Origin of the sequence: [Mycobacterium] fortunisiensis (genome assembly GCF_019050325.1) — a bacterium.
Taxonomy (GTDB): Bacteria; Actinomycetota; Actinomycetes; order Mycobacteriales; family Mycobacteriaceae; genus Mycobacterium; species Mycobacterium fortunisiensis.
In genome coordinates, this window is the sequence record NZ_VOMB01000021.1 from 1 (window position 1) to 13,357 (window position 13,357).

At 68.1% G+C, this 13,357-nt stretch carries 11 protein-coding genes; 4 read left to right on the forward strand and 7 right to left on the reverse strand.

What is annotated here, in order from left to right; all coding sequences use genetic code 11:
* The 3 genes from FR943_RS18575 to FR943_RS18585 all read left to right on the forward strand — a co-directional run.
* A partial coding sequence (locus FR943_RS18575; RefSeq protein ID WP_246585123.1) for an HNH endonuclease signature motif containing protein occupies positions 1–1,566 on the forward strand: 1,566 nt, incomplete at its 5' end.
* Between the two features lie 136 nt (positions 1,567–1,702).
* Positions 1,703–1,984, forward strand: coding sequence for a WhiB family transcriptional regulator (locus tag FR943_RS18580; RefSeq protein ID WP_217159736.1), 282 nt, complete (start codon positions 1,703–1,705; stop codon positions 1,982–1,984).
* A complete protein-coding gene (locus FR943_RS18585) occupies positions 1,981–2,454 on the forward strand; it encodes a hypothetical protein (RefSeq protein WP_217159737.1) in 474 nt (157 codons plus the stop codon). Before FR943_RS18580 ends, FR943_RS18585 begins: the two co-directional genes overlap by 4 nt.
* On the opposite strand, the gene FR943_RS18590 is transcribed toward FR943_RS18585, so the two are convergent.
* On the reverse strand, positions 2,447–4,672 hold the full coding sequence (locus FR943_RS18590; RefSeq protein ID WP_217159944.1) for a heavy metal translocating P-type ATPase: 2,226 nt from the start codon (positions 4,670–4,672) through the stop codon (positions 2,447–2,449). The genes FR943_RS18585 and FR943_RS18590 overlap by 8 nt on opposite strands.
* Before the next feature lie 112 nt (positions 4,673–4,784).
* Here FR943_RS18590 and sigC point away from each other — a divergent pair, with 112 nt between their 5' ends.
* Entirely contained in the window at positions 4,785–5,339 is a 555-nt protein-coding gene (gene sigC / locus FR943_RS18595; protein WP_217159738.1) for an RNA polymerase sigma factor SigC, read from the forward strand.
* Here the strand turns inward: sigC and FR943_RS18600 are convergent.
* Genes FR943_RS18600 through FR943_RS18625 form a run of 6 tightly spaced genes read right to left on the reverse strand, consistent with a single transcriptional unit; the run spans position 5,336 to position 13,357 of the window.
* Positions 5,336–6,688, reverse strand: coding sequence for a PepSY-associated TM helix domain-containing protein (locus FR943_RS18600; protein ID WP_308170599.1), 1,353 nt, complete (start codon positions 6,686–6,688; stop codon positions 5,336–5,338). The two genes, sigC and FR943_RS18600, sit on opposite strands and share 4 nt — an antisense overlap.
* Positions 6,681–7,007 (reverse strand): heavy-metal-associated domain-containing protein, encoded by a 327-nt coding sequence (locus FR943_RS18605; RefSeq protein ID WP_308170600.1) that lies wholly within the window; start codon positions 7,005–7,007, stop codon positions 6,681–6,683. Before FR943_RS18605 ends, FR943_RS18600 begins: the two co-directional genes overlap by 8 nt.
* A 9-nt stretch (positions 7,008–7,016) precedes the next feature.
* Positions 7,017–11,090 carry an AMP-binding protein gene (locus FR943_RS18610; RefSeq protein ID WP_308170601.1) on the reverse strand — a complete coding sequence of 1,358 codons (4,074 nt, stop codon included), beginning with the start codon at positions 11,088–11,090 and terminating at the stop codon, positions 7,017–7,019.
* Positions 11,087–11,326, reverse strand: coding sequence for an acyl carrier protein (locus FR943_RS18615; protein ID WP_217159948.1), 240 nt, complete (start codon positions 11,324–11,326; stop codon positions 11,087–11,089). The genes FR943_RS18610 and FR943_RS18615 overlap by 4 nt, the downstream gene beginning before the upstream one ends.
* 4 nt (positions 11,327–11,330) lie before the next feature.
* Positions 11,331–12,839 carry a fatty acid--CoA ligase FadD10 gene (fadD10, locus tag FR943_RS18620; RefSeq protein WP_217159739.1) on the reverse strand — a complete coding sequence of 503 codons (1,509 nt, stop codon included), beginning with the start codon at positions 12,837–12,839 and terminating at the stop codon, positions 11,331–11,333.
* The gene (locus FR943_RS18625) at positions 12,839–13,357 is read right to left on the reverse strand and encodes an FcoT family thioesterase (protein ID WP_372448184.1); all 519 of its coding nucleotides are present in this window, start codon (positions 13,355–13,357) and stop codon (positions 12,839–12,841) included. Before FR943_RS18625 ends, fadD10 begins: the two co-directional genes overlap by 1 nt.

The window sequence follows — 13,357 nt, forward strand, 5'->3', positions numbered from 1 at the left end:
GAGTTGGATCTGCGCCGGGAAGCCGAACTGGCCGACACCATCTTTTGGACCACCGACCCCTTCGAAGCCGTCACCGCCGAAATCTCGGCCGCGCTGCGCATCACCCGCCAGCGCGCCGGCACCCAAATCCGCTACGCCCGCGCATTGCGCGACCGGTTTCCCCAGGTGGCCGCCCTGCTGGCGGCCGGGCTGATCGATTTCCGGATCGTGCTGGCCATCATTTTCCGCACCCAGAACGTCAGGGCTGAGGTGTGCCAGGAGCTCGATGCCATGCTGGCCCGCCACGCTGGGAAGTGGATGCGGCTCTCAGAGAACAAGCTGCACGACCACATCGATGAATGGGTGATCAAACTCGACCCCAACGGACAACGCGTCCCCACCCCCGTCGATGACAGCCGCCACATCACCGTCGAACCCGGAGTGGCCCCCGGTGTGGCCAGCATCTGGGCCAACGTGCACGCCGAAGACGCTGCGGCCTTCGACCAAGAACTCAACTCCCTGGCCCGCACCGTGTGCAAAGACGACCCCCGCACCCACGCCCAACGCCGCGCCGACGCCCTCGGACCCCTGTCACGACGCGAAGCCCAACTGCCCTGCCGGTGCGGACTCGATGACTGCCCAGCCAAACAAACCCGCGCCGCGGCCGAAGCCGCCGTGATCCATGTGCTGGCCAACCAGTCCACCCTCACCGGGGACTCCAACGATCCGGGCTATCTGCCCGGATACGGCATCCTGCCCGCCGACACCGTGCGCCACCTGGCCGCCAACGCCAAGTGCAAACCGGTCGTGATACCCACCAACAGCAGTAGCGGCGACCGCGTAAGCACCAGCGACGCGGCCGACACCGCAGACAATGCTGACGCCGGGCAGACCCGCACAGCCGAAGCGACCGGCGCCGCAAACACCGCTGACACCGCGCAAACCGGCACCGCAGATGCTGCCGACACCGACGCCGTCGATTCGCCCAGCGGCCCGGTGGATACCGACACCGCCGGCAACTCCTCCACCCCAGATGCCGAGCCCGGTTACCGCCCGTCGGTGGCGTTACGCGAGTTCATCTACTGGCGAGATCTCACCTGTCGCTTCCCCGGCTGCGATGCCCCCGCCATGGGCTGCGATGTCGACCACACCGTGCCCTACCCCCACGGCCCCACACACCCGTCGAACCTCAAAATGTATTGCCGCGCACATCATTTAGTGAAGACTTTCATCACCGGCTGGTCCGACCGCCAACTACCCGACGGCACAATAGAATTCACCACACCCACCGGCCACACCCACCACACCACACCCCACGGCGCTGAACTGTTCCCCACCCTGGCCCAGCCCACCGGAGAGCTGGATTTCCCTGAGAACGCCGAACCGCAGGAGCCGGAAACTCCCAGCGGCGACCGCAGCCAACGCACCATGAAAATGCCGCGCCGCTCCAAAACCCGCGAACAACAACGACTCGAACGCATCGAGGACGAACGCCAAGAACGCTCCGCCCTCAACACCGCCCTGCAAGTCGAACACGACTACCAAGCCTGGATCGCCGAACACCACGCACCACCCCCACCATTCTGAACAGTGGGCCTTACCCCTCGGCGCAGTCCTCAGGCGCTGTGGGGTCGGCCGGATGTGCTCGGTGTCGGAACTAACCGCGCCGCGCTCCCGACCAATGGGCAGGACCACCCGACCAAGGCGAAGGGATATTTCGCGTATGCACCAGTCGCGGCGATTGCCCGAACCCCGCGTTGAACTGTGGGACTGGCAACAGCTGGGCCGCTGTCGCGATACGGGGCCGGCAGTCTTCTTCGGGGCCGACGGCGAGGATCGCCGCACACGGCTCAACCGGGTTCGGCAGGCCAAGCAGGTCTGCGCGGACTGCCCGGTGCTCTCCGCCTGCCGTGACCACGCGCTCACCTCGGCCGAGCAGTACGGTGTCTGGGGTGGACTGACGGCAAGCGAGCGCAGCGCGCTGATGAGCAAGGCATTCCAATGACATCTGGAGAGATCACCACCGAAATCGAGACCGAGCTGCGGGCCATCGAGCAGCGGGTCTTCGAGGACGTGTGGATCGGTACGTGGCGGGCTCGCGCCCTGGCCGGGCTGGCCGCGGTGCTGGCGGCCACGGCGGTGGCGGCGGTGGCGGTGGCGGCCGGGGCAGCACCGGCGACCGGCGGGCACCGGGTATCCGTGGTGGCCGTCGCCCTGTTCGGACTGTCGGCCGGGGCATCCACTTTTGCGCTGTTGCGTCGCCGATTTCGCTGGTGCTGTCTGGCGACCTGTCTTTCGGCGCTGGCCACGGTGAGCGGCGCGGGCACGTTCTGGTGGCATCACACCGCACACACGAGCTTCTGGCTGCCGGCGGCGGGTGGTCTGACGGCCGCCGCGCTGACCGCGGGATGGCTGGGGGTGTGTCTGGCTCCGGTCGCGTCGTCTCAACCGGATATGCGCGCTGGGCTCAGCTGAACGTATTCGGTTGCACGGTCCCGTAATTACGCAACCGCAGACTGTTCGACACCACCAGGAACGACGACACGGCCATCGCCGCACCGGCGATCAACGGGTTCAGCAGGCCGGCGGCGGCGATCGGAATCGCGGCGATGTTGTACCCGAACGCCCAGATCATGTTCACTCGAATCGTCCGCATCGTGGCGCGGGCCAGCCCCAGGGCCTGCGGTACCGAATCGAGGTTGTCGCGGACCAGGATGATGTCGGCCGCGCCGATCGCGACGTCGGTCCCCCGACCGATCGCCAACCCGAGATCAGCACAGGCCAGGGCCGGCCCGTCGTTGATCCCGTCGCCGACCATCGCCACCACGCGGCCTTGTTCGCGCAGCCGCTCGATCGCGCCCACCTTGTCCTCGGGCAGCACCTCGGCGACCACATCGTCGATGCCCACCTCCGCGCCGATCGCGGCGGCGGTGGCAGCGTTGTCACCGGTCAACAGCATGGTTTTCATGCCCTCGGCGTGCAGGTGCGCGATGGCCTCGGCCGCCGAGTCCTTGACCGCGTCGGCCACGCAGACGGCGCCGCAGACGGTGTCGCCGTGCGCGACGAACACCACGGTCTGGCCCTGCGACTCGCCCTTTTTGCGGGCGGCCGCCAGGTTGGCGGGCACCACCCGATCCCGGGTGACCCAGGCCGGCCGCCCGACGGTCACCTCGACGCCGTCGACCGAGCCAACGACACCGTGGCCGGCGAATGCCTGAAAGTTGTCCACCGCGGCGAGATCACGCCCGGCGCACGCGGCGACGATCGCATGCGCCACCGGATGTTCAGACGCCGCTTCGACGGCCGCCGCGTAGCCGAGCACATCCTCGGAATTCCACTGCTCGGCGGCAACCACATTGGTGACCTGCGGCTGACCGGTGGTCAGGGTTCCGGTCTTGTCGAACACGACGGTGTCGACCGTGCGGATCGCCTCCAACGCCCGATGTCCCTTGAGGAAGATCCCCAGCTGAGCCCCGCGTCCCGAGGCCACCATCATCGCGGTTGGGGTCGCCAGGCCCAGGGCACACGGGCACGCGATCACCAGCACGGCTAGGGCCGCCGCCACCGCCCGGTGCACGTCACCGTCGACCAGCAGCCAACCGAGGGCGGTGGCCGCTGCGATGGCGAGCACGCACGGTACGAACACGGCCGAGATGCGGTCGGCGAGCCGCTGCGCATCGGCTTTCTGCGCCTGGGCCTGCTCCACCAGGCGCACCATCCCGGCGAACCGGGTGTCGGGTCCCACCGCGGCCGCCTCGACGACCAGTCGGCCGTCGAGCACCACGGTGCCGCCGACCACGCTCGAACCTTCTTGGGTGTGTACCGGTTTCGACTCGCCGGTCATCGCACTGACGTCGACCGCGGCTGCTCCGCTGACCACGAGTCCGTCGGCCGCAATGGCCTCACCGGGGCGGACGACGAAGCGCTGGCCCTCCTTGAGTTCGTCGGCCGGCAGCACGAGTTCGTCACCGTCGGGCAGCAGCACCGTCACCGACTTGGCACCCAACGCGGCCAGCGCCCGCAGCGCTCCCCCGGCCCGGGAGCGGGCCCGGGCCTCGAAGTAGCGGCCGGCCAGCACGAAGACCGTGACGCCCGCCGCGACCTCCAGGTAGATGGCCTTGCTGCCCAGCAGTGCCTGCCAGATGCCGGTGGCCTCGTAGGTCTGGTGATCGAAGAAGATCGTGTACATCGACCACACGGTGGCCGCGGTGACGCCGATGGAGATCAGGGTCTCCATGGTCGCGGTTCCGTACCGCGCGTTGCGCAGCGCGGCGCGGTGGAACGGCCACGCGGCCCAGGTCACGATCGGCGCCGCCAGCGCCGTGAGCACCCACTGCCACCCGGTGAAACGCGTGTCGGGGACCACGGCGAACATCACCGACAGATCAGCCAGTGGAATGAACAACACCGCGGCCACGGCGAGGCGCCGGAGCAAACTGCGAGCATGTGCGGCGTCGGGATCGACGTCGGGCACCGATCGCTCCACGCGAGGAGCCGCCTGGTAGCCGGCTCGCTCGATGACCCCGCACAGTTGCTCGATCTCGACATCCGGGGTGGCTTCCACGGTGGCCACGCGGGTGGCGAAGTTCACCGACGCGCGCACCCCGTCGATCTTGTTGAGTTTGGTCTCCACTCGCGCAGCGCAGGCACCACACGACATTCCGGTGATGTCCAGCGCGATGCGCTGCTTCATCTCCTGGTCGGGGACAGTTGCTGTCGTCACCGCCACTCCCAATTGCTCACTCTCATTTGTCGCGCGAGCCCAGTGCAAAGTTCCCGGGCCGCATCGCATAGTGTCGACGTCTGTGACTACCGAACGCCGCGAGGACCAGGTTACGACGCTGGCGCTGGCCGCCGGCCGCGGTGATTCGGCAGCGCTCGAGCAGTTCATCCGGTCCACGCAGACCGACGTCTGGCGAACTGTCGCCTACCTGGGCGACGCGGGTTCGGCCGACGATCTGACCCAGGAAACCTTTCTGCGCGCGATCTCCGCGCTTCCCCGGTTCAGTGGCCGGTCCTCGGCCCGCACCTGGCTGCTGTCGATCGCGCGGCGGGTGGTGGTCGACCAGATTCGGCACAAGCAGAGCCGGCCGCGCACCCACCACGGGGTGGACGTGGAGCAGGTGCTCGACAGCTACCGCCCGGTGGGCGGGTTCGAGAAGATGGTGGAGATCCGCTTGCTGCTGGACGGGCTGGACCCGGACCGGCGGCACGCGCTGCTGTTGACGCAGGTGCTCGGCCTGTCCTATGCCGAAGCCGCCGAGGTGTGCGGCTGCCCCGTGGGCACCATCCGGTCCCGGGTGGCGCGGGCCCGCGAAGATCTCGTCGCGGCCGCCGAGCGCGACGATCTGACCGGTTAGACCGGCTGCTCCGCTCGCCGGTACTGCCACCACCCGACCACGACGTCGACGGCCACGAAGGCCGCCAGGCTCACCCCGAGCAACGGAACGAACCAGCCCACGACGGCCGTCACGATCACCACGGTGACCGCGGCGGCCGGTGGTAGTTCGGTGAGCACACCGCGGCGCGGCGGCCGGCCCCACCGTCCCCGACCGACGGTGGGGCGACGCCGCCACCACAGCAGGTAGCCACGCACGATCACGGTGACCAACGCCACCGCGAGACCCAGGAGCAGGAGCTGGTTGGCCAGGCCGAACAGCAGCCCCATGTGGAGCTGGATGCCCCAGGCCGAGAGCTTTGCGGCCCACGGCCAGTCGGCGAACCACGAGATGTCGGTCACCCTCCCCGACAGGCCGTCGACGGCGACCGCGTTGTTCGACATCACCCAGGGCTGTCGAGTCTGGGTGACGGTGAAGGCGGTGTGGGCGTCGGCCGGGATGGCGGCCTCGACGTGGCCACCGACGCCGGCCTCGCGGGCAGCTGTCAGCACCCGGTCGATGTCTGCCACCCTCGGGTCAGCGGGTGGACTGTTCGCGCCCGACGGGGCAGCGCTGTGATGTCCTTCGTGGCCCGACGATGTCGACACGGTGGGCGTCGTCCACGACAACGCCGCACGCAGCTCGTCGACGTTCGCCCCCGCGTACCGCGACCAGGTCAGCCCGGTCGCCGACAGGAACAACAATCCCACGGCAATCCAGATCCCCACGGCGCCATGCCAGTTCAGCGTCCGTACCCGTCCGCGTCCAGAGCGGTCAGGCGTGAACAGCCTCGCGGCCGATTCTCCGCGGCTCGACATGCGCCGGTAGCGGTCCCACCAGAGAAACACCCCGGCCAGGGCGATCAGCCACAGCCAGGAGGCGGCCAGTTCGCTGTACAGCCGCCCCGGCTCACCCAGGTGCAGGCTGCGGTGGAGCTGGTCGATCCAGGTGCGCAGCGGCAATGCGCCGCCGCTGCCGTACACCGTCAGCTCACCGTGTGAGGCGGCGGTCACCGGGTCGATGAACACGGCGTGCCGCTCGGATTCGCCCAACGCCGGATCGTCGAACATCACCCGGGTGGTCTCGTCCGGTCCGGTTGCCGGCCGGACGGCGGTCACCGGCAGATCGGGCCGTTGCGCCTGGGCCGCCCGAATCTGTTGGGCCACCGGCAGCATCGCCCCGCTGCTGTCGGTGTGCAGTTGATCGCGATAGACCAGCTGTTCGATGCTGGGAGCAACGGCGTACAGCCCGCCGCTGACGGCGGCGATCAGCAGGAAGGGGCCGACGAAGATCCCGGCATAGAAATGCAGGCGGCGCAGGAAGTCAGCCACCCAGATGCCCAAAACTCAGCCGGCCGACCAGCCTGGTCAGCGCCGAGGGTTGGGGGCGGTCTGGTGCCGCGGTGGTGCGCTCTGCGGCTCGGTAGCCGGCCTGTTCGACGGCTGCGCACAGCTCCGCGACGGTGACGCCGTCGTGGGTGTCGACCGTCGCGATCTTGGTGGCGATGTCGACCGAGGCGCGCACGCCGTCGATCGAGTTCAGCTTCTTCTCCACCCGGCTGGAACATGCTCCGCAGGACATTCCCGTCACGTCGAGGTGAATGCGTCGGACACCAGATGCCTGGTCGCTGCGTGCTGCTGCCTCTGTCACTGCCGTTCCTCACTGTCGCGGGCACCGTCGATTGATAGGTCGTTCCGAAGGGGCGATGAGTTCCTGGATCGACGGCGGTATCGCCGTGAGCGTGTCGACGGAGTCGATTTCCAGTGGTAGGGCCGGGTAGGAGGCCAGATATTCGGGGTAGGACCGCCCGCCGAGCATCGTGCCCAGGCTGATCCAGGCGTCGATCACCGACCATCGGCCCGGATTGGCCCTGGCCCATTCGCTGCGGTCCAGACGCTGTTTCCAGTCCGGGGCGGCGAGGGGTTCGGCGCCGAATGCGCCGAGCAACTCCGGATAGGACACTGGCGGTGCACACAGCACGTCGATCTTGCGTCCCAGCCGCGGCGGTCCGCCGAACTCCGGCAGCCGGCCCAGGACGGCGCGCGCGGCGGCGTGGCCGGTGGTCACCTGCTCGGTCAGCTCCACCGCGGGATAGGCGTGCAGCGCAGCGCAGGCGTCGGCGAGCGAAACCAGAATGTCGGCACCGGCGCGCACCTGCCCGGCGGTCCCCAGAATGCGGGGCAGCCGCACGATCGTGAAGTCGAGTTCCCCGGGCGCCCCGGCCACCGCCAGCTCGGCCAGGGCCTTGGACGCGGCGTACGGGTACGGTGCCTGCCGTGGGTCGACCACCGTCGGCGCGAACACGTCGGCACTGACCACATACGTCGACAGGTGCACCAGCCGGGTACTCGTGGCCGCGCAGGCGTCGGCGATGGCCGAAACCAATTCCAGGTTGACCCCACGTATTTCGCGGTACGGGAGCACCGCGTTGGTGTTGCCCGCGCAGTTGACGAGGGTGCCGGCCCCGGTTCTGCGGATCAGCGCCGCCACTTCCGACGCGTCGAACCCGGCCGACAGGTTCTCGATCCGGACACCGGGCGTGTGGCGCAGCCTGGACCAAATTCCGCCGGGCGGAAACGATCTGGAGGCGAACACCACTTCCGGGATCTGCCTGCCTGATTCGGCAAACTCCAGAATCGCCTCGGCGACACCGGTTCCCACGATCCCGGATGCGCCCAGCACCAGGACCGGGCCCTGGCGGGCCGGGCGGCGAGGAGTCGACACCGCGATGAGGTCGCGTTCGATCGCGGCGGCGTCGGCCCTGGGTCTGTCGGCGGTTGCGGATTCACCGACCAGATTCGCCGCGGTGTCGGCACTGATCAGGTCCAGAATGGAGATCTCGCGTCCGAGCCGGCGCCGTGTCTCGGGCAGTATCCGCACCAGGTCCAGCGATCCGACGCCCTCGCGCAACAGCGAGGTATGGGGTGCGATCGGCCGGCCGAGGTGCCGACCCCACACGACGGCCAGATCGGCTGCCTGCTCCGCGAATTCGGGGTCGTTCGGCCCGGTGTCGCCGGTCGGCACCAATGCGCACAACCGCGCGGTGTCGATCTTCCCGCTCGGTGCCCTCGGGATGCTCGCGACCGCCGTGACGAAGAACGACGGCACCCGGGCACCGACCAGGATGTCTTTGATCCGCTCGGACACGTCCATGCCCGCGCCGCCGTCGGCGTTCGGCCGGCCGGCGAACCAGACTCCCAAACTGCCGTTGTGCGGGTGCACCGCGACGTCGTACACGCCGGGCTGCGCCGCGACGCGGCGGGTGACCTCCGCGGTGTCGACACGCTTGCCCGCCACTTTGACAACCGCATCTTTACGCCCGGCGAAGACCGCACACCCGGCATCGTCGACGATTACCCGGTCGGCGGTCGCATAAGCCCGACGCTGCGCGCCATCGGCCAGGGTGACGGTGCCGAAACTGGGGCTCGCGGCGCCGAGGTAGCCGTCGGCCACCAGGTCCCCGATTACCACGACCTCGCCGAAGGCCACCACCACCGTGTCCGCCACCAGCGGCCGGCCCAGCCGCCGGCGCGCGTCGTGTTCGATGACGCGACCATCGTCGATGATCGGCAGGTAGGTCACCACCACGGTGGCCTCGGTCGGCCCATAGCTGGAGATCAGTGAGATACCTTCAGCGGCAGCGGTATCGAGCCACCTGTCCACGGCGTCGGGGCGCACGGGCTCGCCGCCGATCACGATCTGTCTGAGCCGAGTCTCGCCGACATCACACCACAGGTGCCACACGGCGGTCGGCAGGTCGACGATCGTGGCGGAGCTCGTCACGAGATCTCGGTTCAGCGCCGGCAGATCTCCGGTTTTCACCGCGGTCGAACGCACCAGGGTGGCACCGCTGAGCGCGGCTCCGAAAATCTCCTCCACACTGATGTCCGATGTCAGTGGTGCGCATTGCAGGACGGTGTCCTCCGGTCCCCACCCGTAGGCACGGACCTGCGCGGCGCAGAACATCGCCAACGAACCGTGGTTGACCCGAACGAGTTTCGGTTCCCCGGTCGATCCCGACGTCGGCATCACGTAGGCGATCCGGGTCGACAACAGCGGATCTGCGCGCACCTGCGCGATGCGTGCGTCCACCAGGCGGCGACGCGCCGCGTCCAGGGGTGCCTGCAGATTCGCCGACGTAATGTCGAGTACGTGTGCCGCGATGTCGCCGGCCTGGGCCGTGATCCGCTCGACCCGCGAGGCGAATTGCTCCGGGTCGTCACAGACGCTGTAGCCACAGCCGGCCAGGTGACAGGCGATGATGAGAGCGGTTGTCCTGTCGGTGTTGTCGTCGGTGAACACCACCACATCGCCCGGGCGGGCACCGTGGTGGAGTAGCCAGGAGATCCAGGGATCGACGTGGCGGCGACGACATTCGGCGATCACCCCGTCGCGGGCCAGGAACCACGCCGGCGCTGCCGGGGGGCAGGTCGCGCCGTCGGCGATGACACGCCAGTCGTCGACGATCATCGCGAGGGGGCGGTCCCACATCTGCGGCATCGACGTCAGGGCCTGCGCGATCCGACCCGGCGTGGCCGCAGCGGCTTGTGGCGCATCGGCTCTGTCCCAGATGTCGAGGGTCAGGGTGCGGGCCGATTCGTCCAGGATTGCGGCCACGGTCATCCCCTCGACGGGGCCGATCTCGGTGGTCGCCGGCGTGTCGACCAGGTACGGTCGCAATTCCGGCGCGCAGGGCGCACGCAGGAAATTGAGCGTCACGGCCTCGACGGCCGTGGTCCGCTGTAGTGCCAGATACATTCGGCGGTAGTGTTCTTCGCGCAGCCAGCGGCGCCGCCCAGCTCTGACGTAGCCGCGGTCCATGGTGCGCACCACGTCGGCCACCGAGGCGAATGCCGGGAAGCGAACGGGCTGCGCTATCGAGTTGACGAGGCACGTGGCCACCTCGAGGGCGGGATCGCCGAATCGGTTGTCCACCGCGTGCACCAGCAGGCTCGCGGTGGTCTGCCGCACACTGGCATCCACGGCGGTGGCCGCCGCGGCGACCAGGACGTTGAGGGCGATTTGTTCGCGGTCGGCCAGGTCGGCGATGCGGTCATAGTCCGATCCACGGATCACCACCGAGCCGATGCGGATCCCCTTGGCCGCCATACCGGGAACGGTGTCGGCACGATATTGCGGGCCGCCGTGGCCGGCGTCCGTGGTGAGTTCACGCCGCACGGCATCGCTGAGCCGGCCGTGGGATTCGTCGATCCGGCTCGCCTCCCGCCGGTGTGCCGCGGCCACGTCGGTGAGGTTTGTGCTCGGGCCACCGGCGCAGTCGATGTCGTCGGCCGAGTCGGTGCGCAGGTGGCGGCCGAGGTGGGCCTCGATGATTCCGATGGCGCCGCCGTCGAGCAGGATGTGGTGGGCTTGAATTTCAAGACCCTGCACCAGTCCATTGCTGTCCACCTCGACGGTGTGGCGCACCAGCGGCTGTTCGAGAATGCCCGACGTCCACAGCGGGGCCGGTTCGTCAGCGCTGGACAGGTGCACGATGTCATCGACCCGCAATCGGGGTACCAGATCGGGATATCGATCCGCTCCCGTCCGGTCCGCCAGCACGCACAGCTGGATCGGATTGGCCAGGATCGTCTTCCGCAGCGCCGCCAGGAATTCCGCCTGGCCGATCGGCTCAAACCGGTACCGTCTGCCGATCAAATACAGGTGCGGATCATCGTCTCGCAGGACACCGTTGTAGATGTTGCGCTGCGACCGGCTCAGCGGGAGGTTCACGAGGCCTGCCTCGTCTCCCAGGCGCGGACCTCTCGCACCCAGCCTGCGACCGACAGGGTCTCGGCCAGTCTCCGCGGCAGGTCCGACTCCCGGTCGATGCCAAGGTGTTTGATCAGCAGGACGAACCGGACGGAGTCGAGCCCGAGATCTCTCAGGTCGGTGTCATCGCCGTCGACGAGATCGGATTCCTCGACGTAGAGCACCTCCGCCAGCGCGGCGACGATCCTGCTCCGCAGGTTCTCATCCACCTGCGGTCACCAGTGACGACCGGATGATCTTGCCGGACTGCGTTCGCGGAATCTGCGCTACCACAACGATTCTCGACGGCCGGGCCATGGGTTCGGACTCCTGGCGAAAACGCGCCGCGATGGCGTGCTTGAGCTGCCGGGCTCCAGATTCGTCGAGATCAGTGGCCGGAACCACGGCCAGGCCCACCAACGCCCCGAACTCATCGTCGGGGATCTCGTAGCAGGCAGCTTCGCCGACTCCGGCGACGCCCTCGGCGATACGGTCGACCTCGTCGGGCACGATGTTCACACCCCCGCAGATGATCATCTCCGACGACCGTCCGACGATGTAGAAGAATCCGTCGTCGCGGCGGTCGAGCACGTCGCCGGTGTTCACCCAGCCGTCGACCAGCGTCGCCGCCGTCCGAGCGGGATCGTCCCAGTACCCCAGCATGTTCGCCGGAGACTTGATCCACAGCGTACCGTCGGGATCGAGGCGAACCTCGACACCGGGATAGGGCCGCCCGACCGCACCGGCGGCAATTTTGGCCAGCGATCCGTCCTCGGTGGGCAGACACAAAGCGGTACAACCGGTTTCGCTGAGCCCATACACCTGTGCCGTGTGCACTCCGGCCGCCTCGACAAAACCGATGTCGTCGGCAATCGCCCGGGAGCCGCCGTAGCCCACCATCCGCAGGGACGGCGGAACTGGCGTGCCCGTCGAACGCAGCTCGGATACCAGGCGGGCCAGCAGGGTGGGTACCAGACACGTGGTGGCCACGTCATTGGCGATGAGGATCTCCGCGATGGATCCGGCGCCCTCACCGCCGGTGAGGCACAGCCCGCCCTGCATCAGGCAGTTCAGGATCCACCACAGTCCGCCGATGTGTGTGGCGGGCAGCGGCGAGTACGTGGTTTCCCCGACCACCCAGTTCACCCAGCTCAACTGCTCGGCCTGCAGGATGTCGGCGATGGCGTAGAAGGTCCGGTTGGACAGCAGCACAGCCTTGGGCGCTCCGGTGGTCCCGCTGGTGAAGATCATGGCCAACGGATCGTCGGCTCCCAGGGCGACAGCGGGGGCAGAGCTGGGCGCGCCCGAGGCGGGGCCGACCGCGTGTTCTACGGCGAAGGTGGGTATCGACCGAAGTGATTCCGAGAGCCCCGAAACCCGGAGCCGACTGCGTGGTGTGATCAGTATTGCGCCGGGGCGGGTGATCTCGGCGAATCGGTCGATGGTCGCCGGTGGCAGGCCGCTGTCCACCAGCACGGCGATCGCGCCCACGCGCGCGCATGCCAGCACCGACAGGTAGGTGTGCGGACCGTTGTCCGAGATGACGAAGACACGGTCTCCCCGGGCTATCCCGCAGGACACGAGAACAGTTGCCAACCGCTCGATCTCGGACATGAGTTCCCGGTACCGCAACACGGCTGAACCGTCGCAGCGGCGCAGGGCGATGGCCTCGGGCCGCTGCCGGGCCTGCTCGCCGATGCGGCCCAGCACAGTCGCGGGTGGGTATGCCATCACGGGATATTGAGGGCGGCCAACTCGACTTCGCCGCAGGCAGCCCCGCCGTCGGCATCCCAAAACTCGACCGAGCAGGGAATCTTGAGATAGCGGATGGTTCGATCGACGACTTCGAAGTCCTTGCACAGCAGGCGTGCCGAGAAACTGTGGGATTTGATCGGACGTTTGAACCGTGAAGTCGTGCTCTTGATCAGCATGCTCGGCAGCTGGTGATCGAAGTAGTCCTCGATGGACCAGCCCCGGAATTCCGGGATCACCTCGTTGAGGATGGCCGGCGCGAACGCACTATAGGCGAGCTGGTTGAAGCACAAGACCCATTCCGCGGCATTGAAGTGGCCCGTGTCGCGGATGTATGCGGGTTCTTTGATGCTGAAGTTCCCGGTGGCCGACACCGAATGCGCGGTGGCCTCGTACTCGGCGTCCAGAAGATAGCGGCAGCCTTTGTAGGCATACGGTTCCAGAACCTTGACCAGAAGGTCCTCGGGGATCGGCGTGGTGCGCAGCGCGGTGCTCAT

Bases quoted from the DNA above. Each gene is read 5' to 3' on its own strand.
- FR943_RS18580 (WP_217159736.1), top strand. From the start codon at position 1,703: ATGCACCAGTCGCGGCGATTGCCCGAACCCCGCGTTGAACTGTGGGAC.
- FR943_RS18585 (WP_217159737.1), top strand. From the start codon at position 1,981: ATGACATCTGGAGAGATCACCACCGAAATCGAGACCGAGCTGCGGGCC.
- FR943_RS18590 (WP_217159944.1), bottom strand. From the start codon at position 4,672: ATGAAGCAGCGCATCGCGCTGGACATCACCGGAATGTCGTGTGGTGCC.
- fadD10 (WP_217159739.1), bottom strand. From the start codon at position 12,839: ATGGCATACCCACCCGCGACTGTGCTGGGCCGCATCGGCGAGCAGGCC.
- FR943_RS18625 (WP_372448184.1), bottom strand. From the start codon at position 13,357: ATGAGCACCGCGCTGCGCACCACGCCGATCCCCGAGGACCTTCTGGTC.